The 24,351-nt window shown below is 56.4% G+C and carries 26 protein-coding genes and 1 riboswitch; of the genes, 12 read left to right on the top strand and 14 right to left on the bottom strand.

Annotated elements, in window-relative coordinates; all coding sequences use genetic code 11:
* The first annotated feature begins 156 nt into the window (after positions 1 to 156).
* Positions 157 to 1,911 (top strand): trypsin-like peptidase domain-containing protein, encoded by a 1,755-nt coding sequence (locus tag ACXAGA_RS09880; RefSeq protein ID WP_475117309.1) that lies wholly within the window; start codon positions 157 to 159, stop codon positions 1,909 to 1,911.
* A gap of 57 nt (positions 1,912 to 1,968) precedes the next feature.
* Here ACXAGA_RS09880 and ACXAGA_RS09875 read toward each other — a convergent pair whose 3' ends face one another.
* The 4 genes from ACXAGA_RS09875 to metZ form a co-directional block, all read right to left on the bottom strand.
* Complete coding sequence (locus tag ACXAGA_RS09875) at positions 1,969 to 3,417, bottom strand: TrkH family potassium uptake protein (protein ID WP_475117308.1); 1,449 nt, start codon at positions 3,415 to 3,417, stop codon at positions 1,969 to 1,971.
* A gap of 76 nt (positions 3,418 to 3,493) precedes the next feature.
* On the bottom strand, positions 3,494 to 3,721 hold the full coding sequence (locus ACXAGA_RS09870) for a hypothetical protein (protein WP_475117307.1): 228 nt from the start codon (positions 3,719 to 3,721) through the stop codon (positions 3,494 to 3,496).
* 128 nt (positions 3,722 to 3,849) lie between these two features.
* A complete protein-coding gene (gene folE2, locus ACXAGA_RS09865; protein ID WP_475117306.1) occupies positions 3,850 to 4,950 on the bottom strand; it encodes a GTP cyclohydrolase FolE2 in 1,101 nt (366 codons plus the stop codon).
* A gap of 107 nt (positions 4,951 to 5,057) precedes the next feature.
* Positions 5,058 to 6,236 (bottom strand): O-succinylhomoserine sulfhydrylase, encoded by a 1,179-nt coding sequence (gene metZ, locus ACXAGA_RS09860; RefSeq protein ID WP_475117305.1) that lies wholly within the window; start codon positions 6,234 to 6,236, stop codon positions 5,058 to 5,060.
* Positions 6,237 to 6,288: 52 nt separating this feature from the next.
* Positions 6,289 to 6,365, bottom strand: a riboswitch (SAM riboswitch).
* Positions 6,366 to 6,458: 93 nt separating this feature from the next.
* On the opposite strand from metZ, the gene ACXAGA_RS09855 reads away from it, so the two are divergent.
* A complete protein-coding gene (locus ACXAGA_RS09855) occupies positions 6,459 to 7,154 on the top strand; it encodes a glutathione S-transferase N-terminal domain-containing protein (protein WP_475117304.1) in 696 nt (231 codons plus the stop codon).
* Positions 7,151 to 7,438, top strand: a complete 288-nt coding sequence (locus tag ACXAGA_RS09850) for a Dabb family protein (RefSeq protein WP_475117303.1) — start codon at positions 7,151 to 7,153, stop codon at positions 7,436 to 7,438. Before ACXAGA_RS09855 ends, ACXAGA_RS09850 begins: the two co-directional genes overlap by 4 nt.
* Here ACXAGA_RS09850 and ACXAGA_RS09845 read toward each other — a convergent pair.
* The 3 genes from ACXAGA_RS09845 to ftsY are packed head-to-tail and all read right to left on the bottom strand — an operon-like array spanning position 7,428 to position 10,028.
* Positions 7,428 to 8,030, bottom strand: coding sequence for an inner membrane-spanning protein YciB (locus ACXAGA_RS09845; RefSeq protein ID WP_475117302.1), 603 nt, complete (start codon positions 8,028 to 8,030; stop codon positions 7,428 to 7,430). The genes ACXAGA_RS09850 and ACXAGA_RS09845 overlap by 11 nt on opposite strands.
* Entirely contained in the window at positions 8,031 to 8,933 is a 903-nt protein-coding gene (locus tag ACXAGA_RS09840) for a DMT family transporter (RefSeq protein WP_475117301.1), read from the bottom strand.
* 15 nt (positions 8,934 to 8,948) lie between these two features.
* Positions 8,949 to 10,028, bottom strand: coding sequence for a signal recognition particle-docking protein FtsY (gene ftsY / locus ACXAGA_RS09835; RefSeq protein ID WP_475117300.1), 1,080 nt, complete (start codon positions 10,026 to 10,028; stop codon positions 8,949 to 8,951).
* A 100-nt stretch (positions 10,029 to 10,128) separates the two neighbouring features.
* Here ftsY and ACXAGA_RS09830 point away from each other — a divergent pair, with 100 nt between their 5' ends.
* Both ACXAGA_RS09830 and ACXAGA_RS09825 read left to right on the top strand, forming a co-directional pair.
* A complete protein-coding gene (locus ACXAGA_RS09830) occupies positions 10,129 to 11,151 on the top strand; it encodes an alkane 1-monooxygenase (RefSeq protein WP_475117299.1) in 1,023 nt (340 codons plus the stop codon).
* A gap of 46 nt (positions 11,152 to 11,197) precedes the next feature.
* Entirely contained in the window at positions 11,198 to 11,584 is a 387-nt protein-coding gene (locus ACXAGA_RS09825; protein WP_475117298.1) for a hypothetical protein, read from the top strand.
* A gap of 3 nt (positions 11,585 to 11,587) precedes the next feature.
* Here the strand turns inward: ACXAGA_RS09825 and xseA are convergent, their stop codons facing one another.
* A complete protein-coding gene (gene xseA / locus ACXAGA_RS09820) occupies positions 11,588 to 13,066 on the bottom strand; it encodes an exodeoxyribonuclease VII large subunit (RefSeq protein ID WP_475117297.1) in 1,479 nt (492 codons plus the stop codon).
* A 72-nt stretch (positions 13,067 to 13,138) separates the two neighbouring features.
* Here xseA and purD point away from each other — a divergent pair, with 72 nt between their 5' ends.
* Positions 13,139 to 14,401: a phosphoribosylamine--glycine ligase gene (gene purD, locus ACXAGA_RS09815; RefSeq protein WP_475117296.1), complete on the top strand. Its 1,263-nt coding sequence runs from the start codon at positions 13,139 to 13,141 to the stop codon at positions 14,399 to 14,401.
* Between the two features lie 64 nt (positions 14,402 to 14,465).
* Here purD and ACXAGA_RS09810 read toward each other — a convergent pair whose 3' ends face one another.
* From ACXAGA_RS09810 to ACXAGA_RS09790, 5 genes are all read right to left on the bottom strand, one after another.
* The gene (locus ACXAGA_RS09810) at positions 14,466 to 14,969 is read right to left on the bottom strand and encodes a CarD family transcriptional regulator (RefSeq protein WP_086450045.1); all 504 of its coding nucleotides are present in this window, start codon (positions 14,967 to 14,969) and stop codon (positions 14,466 to 14,468) included.
* Positions 14,970 to 15,204: 235 nt separating this feature from the next.
* Positions 15,205 to 15,540: a ferredoxin FdxA gene (fdxA, locus tag ACXAGA_RS09805; RefSeq protein ID WP_475117295.1), complete on the bottom strand. Its 336-nt coding sequence runs from the start codon at positions 15,538 to 15,540 to the stop codon at positions 15,205 to 15,207.
* 49 nt (positions 15,541 to 15,589) lie between these two features.
* Positions 15,590 to 15,988, bottom strand: coding sequence for an RNA-binding S4 domain-containing protein (locus ACXAGA_RS09800; protein ID WP_475117294.1), 399 nt, complete (start codon positions 15,986 to 15,988; stop codon positions 15,590 to 15,592).
* Complete coding sequence (locus ACXAGA_RS09795) at positions 15,988 to 18,807, bottom strand: helicase-related protein (RefSeq protein ID WP_475117293.1); 2,820 nt, start codon at positions 18,805 to 18,807, stop codon at positions 15,988 to 15,990. The genes ACXAGA_RS09800 and ACXAGA_RS09795 overlap by 1 nt, the downstream gene beginning before the upstream one ends.
* 27 nt (positions 18,808 to 18,834) lie before the next feature.
* Positions 18,835 to 19,389 carry a tetratricopeptide repeat protein gene (locus ACXAGA_RS09790; protein ID WP_475117292.1) on the bottom strand — a complete coding sequence of 185 codons (555 nt, stop codon included), beginning with the start codon at positions 19,387 to 19,389 and terminating at the stop codon, positions 18,835 to 18,837.
* Positions 19,390 to 19,464: 75 nt separating this feature from the next.
* On the opposite strand from ACXAGA_RS09790, the gene ACXAGA_RS09785 reads away from it, so the two are divergent.
* From ACXAGA_RS09785 to ACXAGA_RS09760, 6 genes are all read left to right on the top strand, one after another.
* A complete protein-coding gene (locus tag ACXAGA_RS09785) occupies positions 19,465 to 19,752 on the top strand; it encodes an SCP2 sterol-binding domain-containing protein (RefSeq protein WP_475117291.1) in 288 nt (95 codons plus the stop codon).
* On the top strand, positions 19,752 to 20,690 hold the full coding sequence (locus ACXAGA_RS09780) for an alpha/beta hydrolase (protein WP_475117290.1): 939 nt from the start codon (positions 19,752 to 19,754) through the stop codon (positions 20,688 to 20,690). Before ACXAGA_RS09785 ends, ACXAGA_RS09780 begins: the two co-directional genes overlap by 1 nt.
* 62 nt (positions 20,691 to 20,752) lie before the next feature.
* A complete protein-coding gene (locus tag ACXAGA_RS09775; RefSeq protein ID WP_475117289.1) occupies positions 20,753 to 22,570 on the top strand; it encodes a M3 family oligoendopeptidase in 1,818 nt (605 codons plus the stop codon).
* A 38-nt stretch (positions 22,571 to 22,608) separates the two neighbouring features.
* A complete protein-coding gene (locus ACXAGA_RS09770) occupies positions 22,609 to 23,070 on the top strand; it encodes a histidine phosphatase family protein (RefSeq protein WP_475117288.1) in 462 nt (153 codons plus the stop codon).
* A gap of 95 nt (positions 23,071 to 23,165) precedes the next feature.
* Entirely contained in the window at positions 23,166 to 23,744 is a 579-nt protein-coding gene (locus ACXAGA_RS09765) for a membrane dipeptidase (protein ID WP_475117287.1), read from the top strand.
* Positions 23,741 to 24,064: a membrane dipeptidase gene (locus ACXAGA_RS09760; RefSeq protein ID WP_475117286.1), complete on the top strand. Its 324-nt coding sequence runs from the start codon at positions 23,741 to 23,743 to the stop codon at positions 24,062 to 24,064. Before ACXAGA_RS09765 ends, ACXAGA_RS09760 begins: the two co-directional genes overlap by 4 nt.
* On the opposite strand, the gene ACXAGA_RS09755 is transcribed toward ACXAGA_RS09760, so the two are convergent.
* Complete coding sequence (locus ACXAGA_RS09755; protein WP_475117285.1) at positions 24,061 to 24,351, bottom strand: DUF4389 domain-containing protein; 291 nt, start codon at positions 24,349 to 24,351, stop codon at positions 24,061 to 24,063. The genes ACXAGA_RS09760 and ACXAGA_RS09755 overlap by 4 nt on opposite strands.

Below are 24,351 nucleotides of genomic sequence, written 5' to 3'. Positions count from 1 at the left end.
CCGCGCCTGAATATGCCGCATAGGGCATGGGGTCAATTGGGGCATGCAGGTCACATTTACCCATTCGCGCTGTTTTTGAACCGTTTCGGGGCTATGTTCATGCGGGAACAGGTGCGATAGACACGCAATTGGTAAAGATCGGATTTTGGATACACTATGTTAAAACGACTTCTGGGAATTGTTTTCGCAGCTGTAATCGCAGTACAGGCCCAAGCACAGAGCGCAAGCTGGCTCCAGATCGAGGCGCACCCCACCCTATCGGCCGCCCAAGACGCAGCGCGCAAATTTTCGGCGCAGCTGGATGATGTGGTCGGGTTTCATTTGGGATCAAACTGGTATGGCGTGGCCCTAGGCCCCTATTCCGAACAGGATGCCGAAAACCTGCTGCGCCAACTGCGCCGCACGGGTCAGATCCCACGCGATTCATTTGTCAGTGACGGGCAACGATACGGTCAGCAGTTCTGGCCCGTCGGCGTTGGCATCAGCACCACGCCAAAACCTTTGCCAACGGAACCGGTCACCGACGCCACCCAGATCGAACCGCCAATGGCACCCGAAGATGCCGAACCGATCGTGGCACCTGAACCAACCCTACCCGATGAAACACCAGCCGAGGCACGCGCATCCGAGGCGCAGCTGACCCGCGAACAGAAAATGGACCTGCAGGTGATGCTGCAATGGGCAGGTTTTTACACCGCCGGCATCGATGGGTCCTTTGGTCGCGGCACGCGTAATTCTATGGCCGCATGGCAAGACGCGAACGGTTATGAGGCTACAGGTATCCTGACCACGGCGCAGCGCGCTGACCTGTTCAGCCAATACAACGCTATCCTAGAAGGCACCGACCTGACGCTGGTCGAGGACGCGAACACAGGCGTTGCGATGCAAATCCCAATGGGTTTGGTCCAGTTTGACGCAAATGAAACGCCGTTCGCGCGCTATACCGCAAAGGACGGTTCAGGTGTTCAGGTGTTGGTCATTTCCCAACCTGGTGACCGCACGCGCCTGTACGGCCTGTATGAAATCCTGCAAACGCTGGAAATCATGCCGCTAGAGGGGCCACGCGAACGCGGCCGCGATAGTTTTGAAATCGAAGGCCTATCCGACACCCGCCACAGCTATGCGACCGCGCGCCAAGAAAACGGCGAAATCAAAGGCTTTGTTCTGGTGTGGCCTGCGGGCGATGACGAACGTCGGGCACGAGTGCTGTCGGAAATGAAAAACAGCTTTGTTTCGATTGACGGCGTACTTAGCCTTGCAGCTGCCCCTGCTGAAACTTCGGTTGATATGCTGTCTGGGCTGGCCATCCGCACACCGAAAAATTCTGCATCGGGGTTCTTTACCGATGCGCGCGGCACGACTGTCACCGCTGCTGCAAACGTGGATCAATGCGAACGCGTCACCATTGGCCGTGGCGATTATACTGCAAATGTTGTGTTCAATGACGGCACGCTGGCTGTGCTATCGCCCGAAACAGCGCTATCGCCGCTAAGCCATGCCGCAATCCAGACCCAAGCCGCAGCACGCAATGCGACGGTCGCTGTTGGCGGCTACCCATATGGCGGCGCGTTGGCATTGCCGACGGTCACATTCGGCACCATTGCAGACGGCGCTGACCTAACCGGAGACGCCAGCAAACTGCGCCTAAGCATGACAACGACCCAAGGCGACGTGGGCGGCCCTGTGTTTGACACCAGCGGTGCTGTTGTGGGTGTTTTGGTCCCGACCATCGCGCAAGACGGTCAGATGCTGCCGGAAAACGTGGGCTTTGCCGCAAATGCGGGCGCAATCCTTAGCGCGCTCGCCGAATCTGCGGCCCGCGCAGATCAATCGACCATCAGCGGCCAAATGGCACCAGAGACGCTGACGTCGGTCGCATCGGATGTCACCGTTTTGGTGAATTGCTGGTAACGCAGCGCCCGTTGGAAAAACAAAAAACCGGCCGCTCATTGGCCGGTTTTTTTATGCCTATGCCCGCCAGAAACGCGGCAGCACCAGAACCAATACCGAAACAATTTCCAATCGACCCAACAGCATTCCGACGATCATCAGCCATTTGGCAGTATCCGGAAACAGGTTCACCGCGCCTGATGGGCCGACTTCGGGGCCGAAAACAGGGCCGATGTTGAAAATCGACGTCCACGCACCTGTCACGGCGGCCAGAAAACTAATGCCGGTCATACCCATCAAAACGATCAAAATGCCGAACGTCAGCACAAAACAGGTGAACAGCAACATAATCGACGACATAACGTCGTCCGACACGGCGCGGCCTTCGAAACGAACGGACACAACGCGGTTCGGGCTATACAGGCGTTTGATCTGGGCCGAAATGGCGCGCAGCATGATCTGATAGCGGAACACTTTGATCGAACAGCCCGTCGATCCCGAACAGCCGCCAATCATGCCGACGCAAAACAGGATCGCAAAGGCAAAAGGCCCCCACGCCATCACATCGCCATCGCCGTACCCCGTGCCCGAAAAAATCGACACGACGTTGAATAGCGTTGATCGGAACATCTCTTCGGTGAATTCGCCCTCTAGCGTCATGCGATAGACTACGATCAATGCGACTGCATAGGCGCTCCATGTCAGATAGCCACGCACCTGCATGTCCTGAAACAGGGGCTTTGGCTCTCCTACGATGACCTGCAAGAAACGGATGAACGGGACCGACGCCAAAAACATGAATAGGCTTGCCACATATTGCGGCGCCCCAGGGAAGGCCGCAAATGACGCGTCTGTCGTTGAATAGCCGCCCGTCGCAATCGTTGTGAAAGAATGCACAATGCTTTCCAACACCGACATGCCCGACACGACATAACTCAGCGCGCAAACGATGGTCAGGCCGATGTAGATGTTCAACAAACCCTTTGCGATGTCCAACGCCCGCGGCAACGATTTACCCAGCGTGTCAAAGCCTTCGGATTGGAAAAACTGCATCCCGCCGACTTTCATCACGGGCAGGAAAATCATGGCAACGATGACAATCCCCAAACCGCCCAACCATTGCAAAATCGCGCGCCATAGCAGAATGCCATAGGAATGCGTTTCCAACCCTTCGATCGCAGTCGCGCCCGTGGTGGTCATGCCGGACATGGATTCGAACATCGCATCGACCAGCGGTAGATTAGTTTCCCCGATGATAAATGGAATCGCCCCGAATGTAGGCAGTGCAATCCAGACGCCTGTCGTCAGGATAAAACTTTGACGCAGGTTTAGGCCCTGCCCTTTGCCGTTGGCGCAGGCCATCGACGTAAATAACCCTGCAGATATGGTGATGACGGCACTTTGCATGAAAGTCTGCCATTCAGGATCACCATGAGCGAGATCAAACAACAATGGTCCGATCATCGCGCAGCCCATGACTGCGGTCAGCAAACCGATTACATATCCAACTGGTCGCAAGTCCATCATGAACGAAGGCTTGGCGTGACTATGCGGTTAAGTCAAGCGGTGCCAGCGGGTTAGCCCCGCCAGCATCGAAAATCGATTAAACGTAGAACAGGTCGTTGAACACATGCACGGCGATTTTATCGCGGCGTAGACCCATTTGTGCCAGTTCTTCGTCGGTTTTGGACTGCAGCGCCTGAATTTCAGCGAAACGCGATTTGCGTTCCATATACAGTTCTAGGCTGTGACCGACGGATTTGAAGAACGATTTGAATGCGTCTGCGATGTGTAGTTCAGGTAGGTGTACGTTGACTGCCAGATTGGCCATTTTGGAAACTCCGTTAATTCGGTTGTTTCCCCCCTTGATCCAAATCTAGTTCAAAGCCTGCCTTGCGTGTAGCGTAAATACTGCAACGCAGCATTTACACAGACGCAAAGCAGGTCAATATTGTTGCCTTATCCAACGTGGATCAGTGTGGTGAACAACTGTGGGTCCAGACTATCGCTGTCAAAGGTGTCACCTTCGGTCAGCACAGACACCGCATCATGGCTGTGCAGGCTTTCCTGATGGCTGGCGACCACGCGGAAATCACCGACGCGTGGATCGATCTGCAACTGTTCACAGAACAGGCGCGCCGCGTCTTCGACGAAAATCGGGTTGGCAGCGTTTAGTTCGGCGAATGCCTGTTCGTCTTCGCGTTTGACCATAACCTGAGTTTCGGTCGGCACAGCGGTGCGCGACATGTCGATCAGGTCTTCGAACCACAGCATTTCATCGCCTTCGATCACGGCGGACAGACGCGCCACGGACCGCTGCGAATGCGGGGTCGCCAACTGGCCGCGGAACTGGCGGGCGTGTTCGGACAATTCCAACGAACATGGGCAGGTCGACGAATAGACGTAATCCAGATGGATGATTTTCTTGCGAACGCCCGCCTTTTCCACCAGCTCTAGCGCGATATCGTAGTACTGATACCCTTCCAATCCAGACCGCAGTGACGCGACCTTCATCGGGAAACGGAAACGCATCTGAATGCGCGCGTCAAAGCTTTCTAGGTCGGCCTTATACGCGTCCAGCGCGGTTTCCATGACTTCGAAACTGAACGTGTTCGACGCATGTTTGTAGAAGGACCGCATGATGCGGGACATGTTAATGCCCTTCTTTTCCGCCTCTAGGCTAACGGTGCCTGTCACAGATGTTTCCAACGTCACATCGCCGTTGTCGCGGGTATGAAAACGGATTGGCAGTCGGAAATTCGAAATGCCGACGTGCTGAATCTGCTGTTTCGCGCCACGGATCAGGCTGGACGGGCCGTTCTGCAAATCGGGCATCGACGCTTTGTAATCTTCGTCGACTTTGAAATCTTCGGGGTAGGCACGGGCCAGCGCGGGGTAATTCGACACCTCTTGGCCCGGGATCAGGCGCGATACCAGCGGGTCCAGCGTTGCCACCTCTTCCGCTGTCACATCTTTGGCCCAGCGACGTAGCAGCGCCAGCGCGGCTTCTGCCTCTTCGCGGGTTGGTTCGCGATCCATGTCTTGACTATGAATGTTCATTTCGAGGTCTCCGCCCTGTCGCGTCTGATCCTCAATATGGGATGCGCGCGACGGTTTTCCATAACGTTCAAAAGGAATACGTTTGTTACCGTCGCGCGGATCAGTCATCAGATTGCATCCAATGCTTGTTTTAGATCGGCCAACAGATCGTCGGCATCCTCTAGCCCGCAAGAAATGCGAACCAGACCCGGGGTGATACCCAGAGTGTCCTTTTGTTCCTGCGGCAAACGCTGGTGCGTGGTGGTCGCCGGATGCGTGACCAACGATTTGCTGTCAGCAAAGTTATTGGTGATCGTAAAGATCTTCAACGCGTTCAAGAAACGGAAACATTCGTCTTTGCCGCCTTTGATATCGATGGCAAACACGGTGCCCGCGCCTTCATACTGTGCGGCGGCCAGTTCGTACTGCGGGTGGCTGGGGTGCAGCGGATAACTGATCGAATTCAGCTTTTCATGCCCCTGCAGCGCGTCCACGATTTTCAGCGCCGATTGCGACTGATGCCCAACACGCAAGAATAGCGTGTCCATGGATTTCAGCATGACCCACGCGTTAAACGGGCTCATCGCGCCACCGGTGTGTTTCAGGTACGCCTCGACCGGGCCGCGAACCAATTCTTTGGATCCCAGAACGATCCCGCCCAGACAGCGGCCCTGCCCGTCGACGTGTTTGGTCGTGGAATAAACGATCAAGTCTGCACCCAATTCGCCCGCGATCGAATAGATCGGCGTGGCCATCGCGTTGTCTACGACCACCTTGGCGCCGTTTGCGTGGGCCAGATCAATGACCGCTTTCATGTCGATGACTTCTAGCGTCGGGTTCGAAATGGATTCAAAGAAGACAAGCGCGGTGTCAGGGCGAATGGCGGATTTCCATTCTTCCAGATCACGGCCATCAACCAGCGTCAGTTCTACGCCGAAACGGACCAGAATGTCCTCTAGGATGTACAGGCACGACCCGAACAGTGCGCGGCTGGATACCACGTGGTCGCCTGCCTTTAGCAGCGACATTAGCGCGCCATTGACCGCAGCCATGCCCGATGCGGTGGCAAAGCCTGCCTCGACGCCCTCTAGGTCGGCCAGACGGTCCTCTAGCATAGCGGTGGTCGGGTTGCCGTAGCGGGCATAGATGAATTCGTCATCTCCCAGCGCGACAAAACGCGCCTCGGCCTGTTCGGCGGTTTCATAGACAAACCCTTGGGTCAGGAACATCGCCTCGGACAGCTCGTTGTATTTGCTGCGGCGAACGCCCGAATGTACGGCGCGGGTACGTTTGGATAGTTTGTCCATGTCTGTCGTCCTTTCGACCTAATAAAAAACCCTGATACCGGAAATAGGCAGCAGGGTTTGGCCTGTTTCCTGTTTAGCGGTTTGTTTTACGTGGTCCGCAATCCGGTTCAAATCACCACAGACACGCGGATACGCCTGACCAACCGTTAGGTCAAGGAAAACAGGGGTTGAACCCCGTCCGCATTGCCCCATTGTTGCAGCCAGCAACAGCATAGGTGTGCGATGTCCCCAATCGATTTGTACTACTGGCCAACGCCCAACGGCAAAAAGATCAGCATCTTGTTAGAGGAGTTGTCCCTGCCCTATCAGGTCCACCTGATCGACATCGGCGCGGGTGATCAATTCGCCCCTGATTTTCTGGACATCGCGCCGAATAACCGCATTCCTGCGATTGTTGATCCGAACGGCCCAGACGGCGAACCGATTTCGATTTTTGAATCGGGCGCGATCCTGCGATATTTCGCCCGCAAAACAGGGCAGCTGTACGGGGCAACAGAACGAGACCGCGTGGACATTGACCAATGGCTGATGTGGCAGATGGGCGGCGTTGGCCCAATGGCGGGTCAAGCGCACCATTTCCTGAAATACGCCCCCGTCATGGACCCGCCCCACGTCCTGCCCTATGCCCAAACCCGTTACCGCAACGAAGTCGCCCGCCTGTACGGCGTGTTGAACAAACGGCTGGACGGGCGCGACTACGTCTGCGGCGATTGCTCTATCGCTGATATAGCGATCTACCCCTGGGCCGCAGAATGGGAAGGCCAGCAGCAAACGCTGGACGACAAACCGCACCTTGCCGCGTGGCTGGACCGAATGGCAGCACGCCCTGCGGTAAAAAGGGGGATGGAACTCGCCCACGAACTACGCCAGAAGGGTTACACCAAAGAACAAATGGAACGCCTGTTCAAACAACAATGATCCGTCACATCGTCTTTTTCACCGCGCAGAAACCCGAATATCGGGACACAATTTTCAACGGCCTGAAACGTCTGGAAACCATTCCTGACAGCATCCGTTTGGAAATTCGCCCCAACATGAACAAAGACCCGATTAGCCCAGACGGACCTGATTTCGTTGTCTACGGCGAGTTTGAGGACGAGGCCCAATTGGCCGCCTACAAAGCGCACCCCCTGTATCAGGAATCCATCGATATCGTCCGTCCGCTACGCGACATGCGCATAGCGGCAGATTTTATTGTGTAGGTTCTTCGATCAGGTATTTTTGCAGGCTCACGATCTGAGACCACAAAAACAGGAACATGACCGCTGGGAACGCAAAGGTTTCCAGCGTGACCCACAGTTCGTCCGACTGCGTGCGCCAGATGATTTCATTGGCAACCGCTAGAGCCGCGAAAAACGCGCACAAACGGCGGGTCAGGATCATCCAGCCCGCACGCTCCATCGGTAGCAATTCACCCATCACATATTCCAGCCAGCTTTGGCCGCGCAGCAGGCCGATGCCCAGCAATAGGGCAAACAACCCGTAAACAATCGACGTTTTCATTTTGAAAAACGCCTCGTTATTGAACCACGCGGTTAGGCCGCCGAAAAATATCACCATGAACGCGGTAAAGACCTGCATCCGCGACAGTTTTCCCGTCAGACCCCACAGCGCGCCCATCGCCGCCAACAAGATCGGGATGAACACGACAGCCGACACGATGAACCCCGAATATTCGGTGCCCGCAAAGGTATAGGTGTTGTCCTTGATCTTTACGTAAAGCAGGAAAAACGCGACCGTTGGGCCCAGTTCCAGAACCTGTTTCAACAGCGGATTGATTTGTTTTTCAGCCATTTAGCCACCTACCTCAACAATTACGGCGCCCAGCGCGATCAGCGCCATCAGGAACAACCGGCGCGGGCCGACCTTTTCGCCCAAAATGAACCAGCCAATCAAGGCCGCAAAGACGGTCGACGTTTCGCGCAGAACGGCTGCTTCGCCGACTTTATCCAATCGGGTTGCGATCATCACGCCGCCAAAACTGACCCAGCCGATCACCGCGCCCAGCGCCCCGCGCCACATCAACGGCGCAAGGTCGATCTTTAGCCCCGACCGGCGCGTTTTGACATAGGCGATCAGCGGCATATCGATACCGCTTAGGAAAAAGAACCACGCAAGGAACGTGAACGGATCGGCCGCCTGACGGATGCCCCACGCGTCATAGGTCGTGTAGACCGCCACCATAACGCCGCACAGCGCGGCCCAGATCAGCGCGATTTTCACCCGCTGTTTTGCAATCGTTTCTTCGGCCAGATTGCGCAGCGCCAGCAACAAAATACCGCCCGACAAACAGCCCACACCGATCCATTGCATCAACGTATAGGGTTCATGAAACACGATGGATGCAAAAATCACAGTGATCAGCGGCCCCGTTCCACGCACCACCGGATAGACCACCGTATAGGCCGCGTATTCATAGGCCAACGCCATCAGTAGTTTGTAGATGAAATGGATAACAACGACCCCAACCAGGATCAGCCACATGTCGCCTTCGGGCAATGGAAACACGAACAACGCAAAAGGCGCCGATAGGATCGTGAACCACAGGTCAATCGACCCGCGCGCCACCCAAGGATCATGTTTGCCCTTTTGCAGCGCCCCGAACAAAGCATGCGCAATCGCCGCCGTCAGCGCCAGTATTGTCGCCAGCTGCGCACCAAACGGGGTGCCCGAAACAGAGACGAGCCACTCACCCATGGGTGATTGCCTTCATTACCCGCGCCCGACCAAAGCGTTCGCGTAATCTTCGGGATCGAACGGGGCCAGATCATCGATCTGTTCGCCAACGCCAATCGCGTGGATCGGCAGACCGAATTTATCCGCCAGCGCCACCAGAACGCCGCCCTTGGCCGTGCCGTCCAGTTTCGTCATGACCAGACCAGACACATCCGCCAATTTCTGGAACGCATCCACCTGATTAACAGCATTCTGGCCCGTCGTCGCATCCAGAACCAACAGCGTGTTGTGCGGCGCATCGGGGTCTTTCTTGCGAATGACGCGAACGATCTTGGCCAATTCTTCCATCAGATCCTGACGGTTCTGCAAACGACCCGCAGTGTCGATCATCAACAGGTCCGCGCCGTCCTCTTGTGCCTTTGTCATTGCGTCAAAGGCAAGGCTGGCAGGGTCCGACCCTTCGGGCGCGGTCAAAACAGGCACGCCTGCCCGTTCGCCCCAAATCTGCAACTGCTCAACAGCTGCGGCACGGAACGTGTCACCTGCGGCGATCACAACGGATTTGCCCGCCGCGCGGAACTGGCTGGCCAATTTGCCGATGGTCGTCGTCTTACCTGCGCCATTCACACCAACAACCAACACCACCTGAGGCTTCTTCGCATATAGCGGAAGCGGCCGCGCCACAGGCTCCATGATGCGCGTGACCTCTTCGGCCAATAGCGATTTGATCTCGTCCACAGACAGCTTCTTGCCGATGCGCCCCTCGGCCATGTTGGATGTGACACGCAGGGCCGTATCCACGCCCATATCTGCGCTGATCAACAGCTCTTCCAACTGCTCGACCATTTCGTCATCCAACACGCGGCGCGGGGATGTATCGCGGCCAACCAACCGATCAATGATGCCCTTCTTCGGGGCTTCATCCTCGACGGTTTCTTCTATCGCAATGGGGGTGACATCCACCTCTACGCGCTCAGGCTCTGGCGCGGAATCAACTGCGACGTCGGGTTCGTCTTGCGCTACATCCGCGCCTTCCTCGACGATTGCCTCTAACCCTTCGTCCAACTTTGACGACGATTTGGTCAGACGATCGCGGAGTTTTTTGAAAAACGACATGAATTGGCCTTTGCAAAGCTTTCTTATCACCTAATACCTAAGCCAAAGGATGGAAAGCCCCGTCTGCGCCCACTAAACTCTGCCCCGACAGGAGTTTCCAATGCCGCCGATGATCCTTTTTGCCTTTGCGACGCTTTTTCCCATACCCCTAAGTCTGATCGCCGCATTTTCGGGCGGGATGTGGGCTTTGGCCGCGCCGCTCTACATGACGGTCATGACCGCACTGCTAGATGAATGGGTGGACCGTATTACACCGGCGACCTCGGACGCTGAATTTCCTGTGGCAAACGCCCTTTCGGTCGCAATCGCCATTGGGCAATTCGCCATGATTGCAGCCACCGTGTTCGCGCTGACCTCTGATCTGGCGACCCACGCCAAATTTGGCGTCTTCATCGCGGCGGGTCTGTATATCGGTCAGGTCGGCAATTCGAACGCGCACGAACTCATCCACCGCTCCAGCCGTTTTTTGCGCAATTTGGGCAAATGGGCCTATATTTCGGTTCTGTTCGGTCATCACACGTCCGCCCATGTATTGGTTCACCACATCCATGTCGGCACGAAAAACGATCCAAACACATCACGCCTGAACGAAAGCTTTTATCGTTTCTTTGGCCGCGCATGGCGCGGGTCCCTGCGCAAATCCTATGCAGCGGAAACACATAGAATGACCCGATCAGGCAAACCCATATGGGCGCATCCTTTTGTCACCTACACGGGCGGAGCTATTGTGATGCTGTGCATAGCGGGTGCGATCGGCGGCGGCGCAGGAATCGGGGCCTATCTTGGCCTTGCATTTTTTGCCCAGACCCAGCTGATGCTGTCGGATTACGTTCAGCACTATGGCCTGACCCGCGCGATTGATCAGGCAGGGAAACCCGAACCGGTCGCCGCCAAACACAGCTGGAACAGTCCCCATTGGTTTTCTTCGGCGCTTATGTTGAACGCGCCGCGCCATTCTGATCACCATGTTTCGCCGATGACCATTTACCCGGCCTTGCAATTACCTGACGCGCCTATGCTGCCGCGGTCATTGCCCGTTATGGCCTGCGTCGCGTTGATCCCACCGCTATGGCGCCGCGTTATGAATCCGCGTGTCGCCGAATGGCAGGAAACCGCACTTTAATCAGAAAACTCTGGCGCAGCCCTGCGCGTTCGCCGATAGTGCGCGCATGAGAGTTTATGCTTTGTTTTTATCCATTTTGGCAGCGCCGCTTGCCGCACAATCGCCCCTTACACCGTCCGAATTCGAAGCGCGGGTTTTGGGCGGAACCTTTGACTTTGGATATGTTGGGTCCGCGCCTTATGGGATCGAACGGTATTTGCCAGAAAACAAAGTAATCTGGAGCTGGGGCGACGGCCAATGCGAAGCAGGCACATGGTACGCAGACGGGCCGTCCATCTGCTTTGTCTACGATTTCGATCCCGACCCGCATTGTTGGCTATACTTTGCCGAAGGCGCAAATACGCTGGCCATCCTACAAGATGACGATAGCGGGGGCATTTATCAGCTGACCCCCATCAGCCGAGAATTGGTTTGTGATAATTTTGGAATGTAATTCCTAGAACAAACTGCCCTGATCTGGTCCATCATCCGTTTTGGTTTTCTTGACCTTTGGCGCAGCGCCGCCGACGGCGAATTTACCATCTGCGAATTCAATCTCTAGGCTGCTGGCCTGTTTGGCCGATTTGGTGTCGGTGACGATGGCATCACCGCTGCGCACAACGGCATAGCCGCGTTTCAGCGTTGCCTTATACCCCAGCGTCGAATGCAGCCGCGCAAGGCTATCCAACTGCGATTTACGCCGTTCGACAATGCGGCCCCAACCATCGGACAAACGGCGATCAGCCTGCATTTTATCAACGTCGCGGCGCACGGTCGCCACGCGGCGGGTCAGCGCGGGTTTCAAACGCGCGGCACGGTCATCTACGGCATTTCGGAAATTGCCAACACGCACCGACAATAGACTAGGCCGCAAATGCCCCGCCGTTTCGGTCAACGCGATCCGTTTACGGGCGGTATATCCCCGCAGCGCCCCATCCAGTTTTTCCGAAAGCATGTCCAAACGCTGGCGCGGGGTGTCCAGCAATTCCTCTTTGCGGGGCAATGCACGGGACAGATCATTCAAACGCTGACGACGCAGACCCACCATTTGCGTCGCCGCCCGCGACAACCGCGCGCCCTGATTATCGACCCAGTTGATCAGCTCCAGCCGCACAGGCACCGCATGTTCGGCCGCCGCCGTCGGCGTTGGCGCGCGCAGATCGGACGCATAGTCGATCAGCGTTGTATCCGTTTCGTGGCCCACCGCCGAAATCAGCGGGATTTGCGACGCCGCCGCCGCGCGTACAACGATTTCTTCGTTAAAGCCCCACAGATCTTCGATACTGCCGCCCCCGCGGGCGACGATGATCACATCGGGGCGCGGCAAAGCACCACCCGGGGTCAAACGGTTGAACCCTTCGATCGCGTGGGCGACTTGGGCCGCGCAATCACGGCCCTGAACCGCAACGGGCCAGACCAACACCTTGCGCGGGAAACGATCCCGCAGACGGTGCAAAATATCACGGATAACCGCCCCCGTGGGCGACGTCACAACGCCAATGATTTCGGGCAAATACGGCAGCGGGCGTTTGCGTTCGGGGGCAAACAAACCTTCGGCTTGCAGCGCGGCCTTGCGTTTTTCCAACATAGCCATCAACGCGCCTGCCCCTGCGGGGCGCACGTCATCGACGTTTAGCTGGTATTTCGACTGCGGCCCAAACGTGGTCAAACGACCAGTGGCGATGACCTCCATGCCCTCTTCTGGGCGATGGGCCAGTTTCGCGACCTGACCTTTCCAGCTGACCGACGCCAAAACGGAACGATCATCTTTTAGGTCAAAATACATGTGGCCCGTGCGTGCGATCACGACGCGGCCCACCTCTCCGCGGACACGAACAAAGCCGAATTCGTTTTCCAGCGTCTTCTTTACCGCCCCTGAAATTTCGGAAACGGAAAACTCGTGTGCGTTGTCTTGTGGGTCTTCGAACAGATCCATTGTCGGTCGGCCTTGTTATATTTGCCTACCAACCTTAGAACGCCGCAAACAAAAGGCCAAGCGGAGGGCACCATGAACATCCTGATTCTAGGCAGCGGCGGGCGTGAACACAGCCTTGCATGGGCTGTAAAACAGAACCCGAAATGTGATCGCCTGATCGTGGCGCCCGGGAATGCGGGAATCGCATCGATTGCAGAATGCGCGAACATCGACATCCTGTCGGGCGATGCGGTCGCGACCTTTGCCGAAGAAAACGCCATTGATTTCGTGATCATCGGCCCAGAGGCCCCATTGGCCGCCGGCGTTGCCGACCAACTGCGCGCTGCTGGCCTGACCGTTTTCGGCCCATCCAAAGCCGCCGCCCAGCTAGAGGCATCCAAGGCGTTCACCAAAGCGATCTGCGACGCCGCAAACGCACCAACCGCTGCCTACGCCCGTTTCACCGAAGCTGAACCAGCCAAAGCCTATATCCGCGAACAAGGCGCCCCAATCGTTGTCAAAGCGGACGGTCTGGCCGCAGGCAAAGGCGTGATTGTCGCGATGAACGAACAAGACGCGCTGGACGCCATCGACGATATGTTCGGCGGTGAATTCGGTTCCGCTGGCGCCGAAGTCGTGATCGAAGAGTTCATGGAAGGCGAAGAGGCATCCTATTTCATCCTTGTTGACGGTGACTCCGTGCTGCCGATCGGCACCGCCCAAGACCACAAACGCGTGGGCGACGGCGACACCGGCCCGAACACCGGCGGCATGGGTGCCTATTCCCCTGCCCCAGTTCTGTCCGACGACATCGCGGCCAAAGCGCTGAACGAAATCGTCATCCCGACCATGCGCGAGATGAAAAATCAGGGCATGCCATATCAGGGCGTTCTATACGCTGGCCTGATGATCAAAGACGGCCAGCCGCGTCTGGTGGAATACAACTGCCGCTTTGGTGACCCTGAATGTCAGGTACTGATGATGCGTTTGGGCGGTCAGGCATTGGATCTGATGCTGGCCTGCGCCGAAGGCCGTCTGGACCAAGTTCAGGCACAATGGGCGGACGACCACGCGATGACCATCGTTATGGCGTCCAACGGGTATCCTGGTGCGTACGAAAAAGGCACCGTTATCCGCGGTCTGTCTGCTCTGCCAGAAACCACCGATGCCTACACGTTCCACGCAGGCACGACAGAATCCAACGGCGACATCACCGCAACGGGCGGCCGTGTTCTGAACATTACCGCGCGCGGCGCAACATTGGCCGAAGCCCACGCCAAAGCCTATGAGATGATCAAACAGATCGATTGGCCCGAAGGGTTCTATCGTAACGACATCGGTTGGCGCGCGCTGTAAGTGCCCGCCACAAACAAAAAAGCCGCGCTGGTTAGCGCGGCTTTTTCTTTGGATGTGTCGCAGATTACGCTGCGCGGGAAACCAGAACGCTATCGATTTCTTTGGCAGCTTCTTTTTCGTCATTGCCGCCAACAGCCGCGATTTCGCGGGTCAGGCGTTCCAGAGCAGCTTCGTACAGCTGACGTTCGGAATAGGACTGTTCACGCTGATCGTCTGCGCGGTGCAGGTCGCGGACAACTTCGGCAATTGCGATCAGATCGCCCGAGTTGATTTTCTGTTCATATTCCTGAGCGCGGCGCGACCACATAGCCTTTTTGACTTTGGCTTTGCCCTTCAGGGTTTTCATCGCGTGCGCTACGACGTCAGGCGACGACAGGCCACGCATGCCGACCTCTTCTGCTTTGTTCGTTGGCACGCGCAGGGTCATTTTATCCTTTTCAAAGGAAATCACGAAAAGCTCTAGCTCAAAGCCAGCAACCTCTTGTTTTTCGATCGAAACGATCTGGCCCACACCGTGAGCTGGGTAAACAACGTAATCATCAGGATTGAAGTCGTTCGATTTGGTCATGATTATCCTTCCTCTGGAACCCGCCCCAAAAGACAACAAAACCGGCGGAGCACTACGCCTCCGTCGGGGTGTCTGGGGTATTGGGATGGGTTAATTTCTAGGCAACATTGGCGATATCATATCACAAAATAGCCCCCCGTGGAAGCGGGACATCGATTCGCCCGAAAACCGCGATTTTCAACGAAAAAACGGCCCTGAATGATCAGAGCCGTTCAAATCACGCGTTATGTGCGAATCAATCGCCTTCGCCGGGCGCTTCGGACAACAGCTCCAGCTTGCCTGGTTTGCCGTCCATTTCTTCGGCATTCGGCAGCGGGTCTTTTTTGGCGGTGATGACCGGCCACATTTCCGAATACTTGCGGTTGAATTCGACCCATTTTTCCATGTCTGGTTCGGTATCCGGACGGATCGCATCCGCAGGGCATTCAGGTTCGCAAACGCCGCAGTCAATGCATTCATCAGGATGGATCACCAATGTGTTTTCGCCTTCATAGAAACAATCTACGGGGCAAACTTCGACACAGTCCGTGTATTTGCAGGCAATACAGTTTTCGGTAACGACATAAGTCATGTGGGCTGTCCTAATTAGTTCGGGCCATTAGCTAGACCCGTGGGCACAATCATTCAAGCCCGAATGGCCCATCACCCGAAAGATGCGACGCCATGTTCCGTCTCTCGCGCTTTCCAGGGCGTCCTTTCCCATCAAATGATGGATTTTTAGAAGCTTTTTCTACGGATTTCTCTTCTGGTGGAGATAAATCTTCGTATAGGGCCTGCGCTTCGGGGGCGGGGCCGCGGCGTTCGCCGATGTCCAAGATTCGCACGACGCGCACGTTGGTCGCCTGAACAAAGGTCAAAACGTCACCCGGCCCGACAGTGCGGGCCGGTTTACTGATTGGATTGCTGTCCACACGCACCTTGCCCTGTTTGACAATCGTGGCAGCCAGCGTGCGCGTCTTGAAAAAACGCGCATGCCACAGCCATTTATCAACCCGGATCGTAGGGCGTGTGTCGTCCATTATTTGGTTTTGAAACCAGACAATGCAGCGGCGAACGGGTTATCAGGATCGATCTGTTTTTCCCGCTTTGGTTTCGCCTCAAAGGATTTGGCTTTGTTGCCGCCCTTTGGACCTTTGCCTTTGCCTTTTGCGTTCGGTTTACCGCCCTGACGAGGTTTGCCAGCGGGTTTACCACCCTGACGGCGGTTGTTACCGCCCTGCCGACCACCCCAAGTAAAGGTGTAGAACACTTCGACTTCGGCAGTTTCAACGCCTGCATCAGCCGCTTCGCCGGTTGGTACTTCGGTTTCGGACACATCAGCGATTGGATCTGCTGGGGTTTCCTCTGCCGGAGTTTCCGCAATCGGCGCAACGCCAGCGTCAACGATGGCATCTGCCGCAGGAACGCTGTCTGCAGCGGCTGCTTCTTCGCCGCCAGCAGCCGCAGGAACAACCGCATCCACGGCCTTTACCTTGGTCCGTTCGCCTTTTTCTGCGCGGTAGCCTAGGCCCTGCATCAGATCAGCGAACTGTTCCAGCGTCATACCTGTGATCGACAGCATGTCTGGGTTGGCTTCGAAACCACCACGGCTGTCTTTGTCGCGCAGCATGTCAGCCAGACGTTCCAGCATGTCGATACGGATCGCGCGTTCACCAGCAGCGCGATACCCCGCCATGGTGAAATAGCCCTGAGGCATGTCCGAAATCGCAGGAACCGTGACCAGACCTGGAGGCGGAGCTTCGGGGAATTCGTCCAGTTTGTTTGCCAGCGACCACAGAACCAGACGCAGACGGGTCGGCGCAGGTTTCAGCAGCAAAGGCATAAAGATCGTGAACTGACCAAAACGCACGCCGTGTTTGCGCAACGCGCCACGGGCGTCTTGATCCAGTTCTTTGACTTCGTTTGCAATTTCGCCGCGCGAAATCACACCGAAACCTTCGACCAGACGGAAGGCGAAACCTTTGGCCAGACCTGTCAACGCTTCGTCGCGCTGCATGTTCAGCATCGGTTCGAACAACGCCGCGATTTTGCGGTCGATGAAATGCTGCAAACGGCGCTGGACCTTTTGGGCCACGTCATCACCAGCTTCGTCATCGACGAACGCTTGTACTTGCGGTTTCAGCGGGTCTTGCGTTGCGACCAGTTTACCAACCGCATGTTCACCCCACATCAGACCACCCTGTTCGGTATAGTCGATTTCGGTGTCCGGCGCGTTATAGAAACGGTCCGCACGCAGATGGAACTGCGGCGCCAACGCCTGAACGGACGCTTGGCGCAGGGTTTTCGCCTCATCGGGGCTCCCTGTTTTGTCCATGCGGAAACGGAAACCTTCCAACTTGCCGACGTATTCGCCGTCGACAGTCACTTCACCCTGATCGTTTACTTCGGCCACAAGGCCCTCCTTCTGCTTGAGCCGGCGAAGGAGAACGCTCGTCCGCCGGTCCACAAATCTTTGGGTCAGGCCTTCGTGCAAGGCATCTGACAATCGGTCTTCTACAGCGCGAGTCGCATCGCGCCAATGGTTTTCGTCTTTTAACCACCCTTTACGCTGAGCCACATAGGTCCAAGTGCGGATAAAGGCCAATCGTTTGGATAATGTGTCAATATCACCATCCTTACGATCAATGCGTTTCACCTGACGGGCGAACCAATCTTCGGGGACATGCCCATGTTGGTGCAAAAATCCGAAAATGTCGCGCAAAAGGTTCGCGTGTTCGCCCTGACTGATCCCGCGAAAATCAGGGATTCGGCACACGTCCCACAGCAAACGCACAGATGGGCCGTCAGATGCGCGGGCCATCACCTCGGCATCGTTCGATAGATTTTTCAGCGCGGCCAAATCATCGGATTCGCGCACGCGGGTCAGCCACGGGTCATCGGTGCGCTGTTCCAGCGTCTGGATCAAACGGCCAACGCTGCCAAATTGTAGGCGACCATTGCGCCATTGCAGTTTTTTGACGGGTTTGAATTGGTGATTTTCAATCGCGGCAACAACGCCTTCGTCCAGCTCATGCGCCTCGCCCGTGACGCCGAACGTGCCGTGCGACATGTGACGCCCTGCGCGGCCTGCGATCTGGGCCAATTCGTCCGGTTCCAGATACCGCATCCGCCGTCCGTCAAATTTGGTCAGCGCGGAAAAACCGACGTGATCAATGTCTAGGTTCAGGCCCATACCAATGGCGTCTGTCGCGACCAGATAATCGACATCGCCGTTCTGATACATATCGACCTGCGCGTTGCGCGTACGCGGCGACAGTGCGCCCATAACCACCGCAGCGCCGCCTTTGGTACGGCGCAGCAGTTCGGCGATGGCATACACATTTTCAACAGAAAACCCGACGATTGCGGTGCGTCCGGGCATTCTATTTATCTTTTTCGAACCTGCGTAGGTCAGCGTGGACATACGTTCGCGGCGAATAAACTGCACGCCGCGCACGTTGTCCGCAATCGCCTGACGCATCGTGTCAGACCCCAAAAACACCGTTTCTTTTAGCCCGCGCGCGTTCAGCAATCGGTCGGTAAAGACGTGCCCGCGTTCGGGATCAGCGCATAGCTGGATTTCGTCGATGGCTAGGAAATCACAGCCCATGCCTTCGGGCATCGCTTCGACCGTGCAGACCCAGTATTTGGCGCGCGGCGGCATAATCCGTTCTTCGCCCGTGATCAGCGCAACAACAGACGGGCCGCGAATAGCGACGATGCGGTCGTAGACCTCTCGTGCCAGCAACCGCAGCGGCAGGCCGATAATGCCCGTTGGATAGGCCAGCATCCGTTCGATGGCGTAATGGGTTTTGCCGGTATTGGTCGGGCCCAATACAGCCGTGACGCGCGCGTCCATGGTGCCTATCCCCGATTGGAACAGCGATCAGAGCGTCTGACCCTGCAAGTCTAGTGTTAAACGGTCAATCGCCGCGTTGGCGTTTGGATCCGCAGGGATCATGTCCTGAATTTTCTGATAAACTTCAAGAGCGCGTTCCGGCTGCCCCACCGTTTCCAGAATCGCCGCGAAACCCATCAGGGCGCCAAAATGGCGTGGGTTCAGCACCAGTGTTTGGCGAATATCATCAATCGAAGGCCCCAATTCGCCCATCATGAAAAATGCGGTGGCGCGTCCGTTGTAGGCTTCGGCGAAATCGGGGGCATAATTTATCGCAGCGGTGAAATGATCCACGGCCGTCGGAAAATCACCAGCGCCAATCGATTCTTGCCCGCGTTGCAGCAGCAAATCGACCGATGGGGACCCCGATTTGCTCCATTCCGTCATGACTTGCGATTCTAGGCGGACGACTTCAGCCTCGTCGGCGCGCTCCAGCCGATCGAACAATTCGTCTACGGTTGCAGATTGCCCCCAAGCCGCTAGGGTGCCCACAATAACAAAGGCGAATGCCGTAACGATAGGTTTGTACGTTTGCGTAATCATGCCCATAACATGAATGTAGCGTAATTCGCGCCGATCACCAGAGGTGGCGCGCAAACTTAGACGAAAGGAAGTCAAATGAGCGATATCGTGACCAAAGCAGTCGAAGCCCTAAGCGAAAAAATCGACGGCGGTTTTGACGGGTCGGCCAAATTCGTGATCGAAGGCGAAGGCGCGATCATGATCGACGGCGCAGGCGTACATGCAGGCGACGACGACGCAGACGTGACCCTGACCGCGACCGCCGAAACGTTCCAAGCCATCCTAGAAGGCGAAGAAAACCCAACCACCGCATTCATGACCGGCAAACTGTCCGTCGACGGTGACATGGGCACCGCGATGAAACTGGCAGGCGTTCTGGCCTAATGTCCGGCGCGCCCTTTTTCGCAGATATCGCCCAAGGTCCAAATGGTGGCCATGCCGAATGGCTGACCACATCTGACGGGGTGCGCGTGCGCGTGGCCCATTGGACGACCCAGAATGCCGTTGGCACGATCCTGCTATTTCCGGGGCGCACGGAATACATTGAAAAATATGGCCGCGATGCTGTTTCTTTGACCGATCGCGGCTTTAACGTGCTGGCGATTGACTGGCGCGGTCAGGGCATTGCGGATCGCCTGCTGGATAACCCGATGCTGGGCCATGTGGACCGTTTCACCGATTACCAGCGTGATGTTCAGGCCATGGTGGACTATGCCCGCCGTATCAAATTGCCCGAACCGTTTTTCCTGATCGGCCATTCGATGGGTGGCTGTATTGGCCTGCGCGCGTTGCACAACGGCCTGCCCGTCCGCGCGGCGGCCTTTTCTGCGCCGATGTGGGGCATCAATCTGGGCGCTGCGATCCGCCCTGCGGCGTGGTTCGTGTCATCGCTGGCGCGTCCGCTTGGGATCAACGGCAAACTGGCCCTAGGCCAATCCGAAGACACCTATGTCGCCGTGAACCCGTTTGATGGCAACAACCTGACCACTGATGACGACATGTACACCTACATGCGCGATCAGCTGCAGGCGCAGCCCGATCTGGCATTAGGCGGGCCGACATTAGGCTGGCTGTTTCAGGCGTTGAACGAAATGTACAAACTGCGCGCCATGCCTGCGGCTAAAACGCCCGCGATTGTCCTGCTGGGCAGCGACGAAAAAATCGTCGATTCCAAATGCGTGCGCTATGTCGCGGGCAAATGGCCCGGCGACGCGCTGGTGGAATATGACGGCGGCCGCCATGAAATCCTGATGGAGCGCGCCGAAATCCGCACCGATGCCTTTGACCGTATCGCCGAACATTTCCGCGCGCACGCCAGCTAAACCTTTCATCCCGCCCCTTGCCGCACTATCTGTTGTGCAAGACGATTTGAAAGGACGCAGTAATGTTTACCAAACAGCCCCTTTGGGACGCGAATGCAAATGGCGGAGCTGATCTGGGCGATCTGCCCGAATGGGATCTGACCGACCTGTATCCGGCCGCCGATAGCGCCGAATTCAAACGCGATATGGATTGGCTGGAACAGGCCTGCGCATCCTTTGCCGCCGATTACGAAGGCAAACTGGCTGATCTGGGATCCTCTGACCTGCTAGAGGCGATCCTGCGCTATGAACGCATCGACACCGTAGCGGGGCGCATCATGTCCTATGCGGGCCTGCGGTATTACCAGCTGACCACCGACGCCGACCGCGCGAAATTCATGTCCGACTGTCAGGACAAAATCACCACCTACACCACGCCTCTGGTGTTCTGGTCGCTGGAATTCAACCGCATCGCCGATGACCGCTATGCGCAGCTGATGTCGGAAAACGAACAGCTGGCCCGCTATCGCCCTGTGCTGGACCGTATGCGCGCGATGAAACCGTACCAGCTGTCGGACGAATTGGAAAAATTCCTACACGACAATTCGGTCGTTGGCGCGACCGCGTGGAACAAACTATTCGATGAAACCATTGCAGGCCTGACGTTTACCGTTGATGGCACAGACCACAACATCGAAGGCACATTGAATTTCCTGTCCGAACAGGACCGGTCCAAACGCGAATCCGCCGCCCGCGAACTGGCCCGCGTTTTTGGTGAAAACATCAAAACTTTTGCCCGCGTTCACAACACGCTGGCCAAAGAAAAAGAGGTCGAAGACCGTTGGCGCGGATTTGAAACCCCGCAGATGGCCCGCCACCTGTCCAACCACGTCGAATCCGAAGTCGTCGAGGCCCTGCGCAACGCCGTAGTCGACGCCTACCCGCGCCTGTCGCACCGCTATTACAAGCTAAAGGCCAAATGGCTGGGCCTAGACAAAATGCAGGTCTGGGACCGCAATGCGCCTCTGCCTATCGAAACGGACCGTATCGTTGACTGGCCCGAGGCAGAAAAGATCGTCATGGACGCCTATGGCGATTTCGACCCGCGCATGGCTGATCTGGCGAAACCGTTTTTTGAAAAAGGTTGGATCGACGCGCCTGTTAAACCGGGCAAAGCGCCAGGCGCATTCGCGCATCCAACGGTCACCACCGTGCACCCCTATGTGATGCTGAACTATCTGGGCAAACCGCGTGACGTGATGACGCTGGCCCATGAACTGGGCCACGGCGTGCATCAGGTACTGGCCGCCGAACAGGGCGAAATGCTGTCGTCCACCCCGCTGACGCTGGCCGAAACGGCGTCTGTGTTTGGCGAAATGCTGACCTTCCGTGCGCTGCTGAAAAACGCCAAATCCGACACCGAGAAAAAGGTCCTGCTGGCCGGCAAGGTCGAGGATATGATCAACACGGTTGTCCGTCAGATCGCGTTCTATGATTTCGAATGCAAACTGCACGCCGCCCGCACCAACGGCGAATTGACGCCAGACGATATCAACAATCTGTGGATGTCGGTTCAGGGCGAAAGCCTTGGCGACGTGTTCGAATTTATGCCCGGATACGAAACATTCTGGGCGTATATCCCGCATTTTGTCCATTCTCCGTTCTATGTGTACGCATATGCATTCGGAGATGGACTCGTGAACGCACTTTATGCTGTGTACGAACAGTCCGGTGAAGAATTCAAAGATAAATACTTTGCAATGCTGAAAGCGGGCGGATCGAAACACCACAAGGATCTGTTGGAACCGTTCGGTTTGGATGCATCAGATCCTGCATTCTGGTCCAAAGGTCTGTCGATGATCGAAGGTATGATCGACGAACTGGAGGCCATGGAAGACTAACATGGGCGGCCCCGATCGTCGGGGCCGATTTTGACAATATGTTCTATTACCTGTCCCACCCAGAGGTGACACCTGACCCAACCTGCGACCCTGCTCTTTGGCGGTTGTCACAGATCGGGCGGGACAGGACGCTTGACATCGTTCAATCAGGCGCAGTGGCCCATATCAAACAGGTCGTCACCAGCGCCGAAACCAAAGCGGTGGAAACGGGCGCGATCATCGCGGGGGCCTTGGGCTGTCCGATCCTGATCCGACCGCGTTTGAACGAAACCTCGGACGACACGGCGGATTTACAGACCCGCATCGTCGCCGAGGTATCGTTGATCATGCGCACCGCACCTGACAACACCCTGTTTATCGGCCACCCCTACGTGGGCACCGTGTTGCGCAGTAAATTAACGGGTATCGATATATCTCCGTCCACCGCAGGCAGTTTTTATGCGTGGTCAGGGGAAACATCTGTCGTTACGGCGTGGACCCCGATGGAACATATGGGCTGACGTCACGCAGCCTATTAGAAAGAATCCCCAACCCGTGCCAGTCTGAAATCAGAGGTAGGGGGATTATCGATGTTCAAAAAATTTTTAGCTGTCGTTTGGGCCTGATCGTCGCAGCGGCTGCGGCTTTTTTCATATTTGCGCCAAAGATCGTTGAAAAAGGCCGTAACAATGTCATCGCGCATGATCCCTACCCCGTATCGCAAAATGCCGCCGAATTGCACGCAAACCTGATTGTAGGCGATTGGCATGCGGATAGTTTGCTGTGGAACCGCGACCTGACAGAACGCGGCAGTTACGGTCAGGTCGACCTACCCCGCCTGACCGAAGGCAACGTGGCCGTTCAGGTTTTCACCGCCGTCACGAAATCCCCTGCGGGGCTGAATTACGATGAAAACAGCGATGATGCCTTTGATAACATCACGTTACTGGCGGTCGGCCAACTATGGCCCCTGCGCACGTGGGATAGTTTGTTAGAACGCGCGGTGTATCAGTCGGAAAAGCTGCACCGTTTCGAACACCGCGCGCCTGATGCGTTGCGCATTGTCACCGACAAGGCCGGCCTGGACGCTGTATTGGCCGACCGCGCGGCGGGTTCCGATATCACCGCTGGCATTCTGGGCATCGAAGGCGCCCACCCATTAGAAGGCGATATTGGCAACATGGACGTCCTGTGAAACGGAATTTTCCTGACGATCTGATGCGCGACATTGCCGCGACTGGCGGTGTGATCGGCATGGGCTATTGGGCTGATGTTGTGTGCGAATACCCCAGCCCTGATGCGATCGCCAAAATGATCACAACCGCCATAGCCGAGGTCGGAGAAGACCACGTATCACTGGGATCGGATTTTGACGGATCGGTCGAAACGGCGTTTGACACATCCGAATTACCCGCCTTGACCCATGCATTGATCGATGCGGGCCTGACGGACGGCCAGATCGCAAAGGTCATGGGCGGAAATATGATCCGCGTTTTGCGGGCGCGTCTATATTAATCCAGATCGGTCCACGGCCATGGTTTGGCAGGGCTTGCCGCAGATTGATAGCGGACGGCCTTGGCAAACCACAAACCCAGCGCGGTGCCGAATTCCGCCAAGTTTTCGTTGGGTTTGCCTTTATTCACGATCATGATGATGAACTGCACGACGGCCAGCACGAACTGAACCGTGTTGGCAAGGCTGATCAAAATCGCGACCAAGATCAGCCACAGCAGCCGCATCCACATATTTTCGTCGTTCGTAACTTGTGCCGCAGGTTCGGGCGTAAAGTCATTATCGGTCAT

Source organism: Marivivens sp. ABH4_498 (assembly GCF_056160585.1).
Note: the sequence above shows the minus strand (reverse complement) of the source record. Positions and strands in the feature narration are given on the sequence as shown.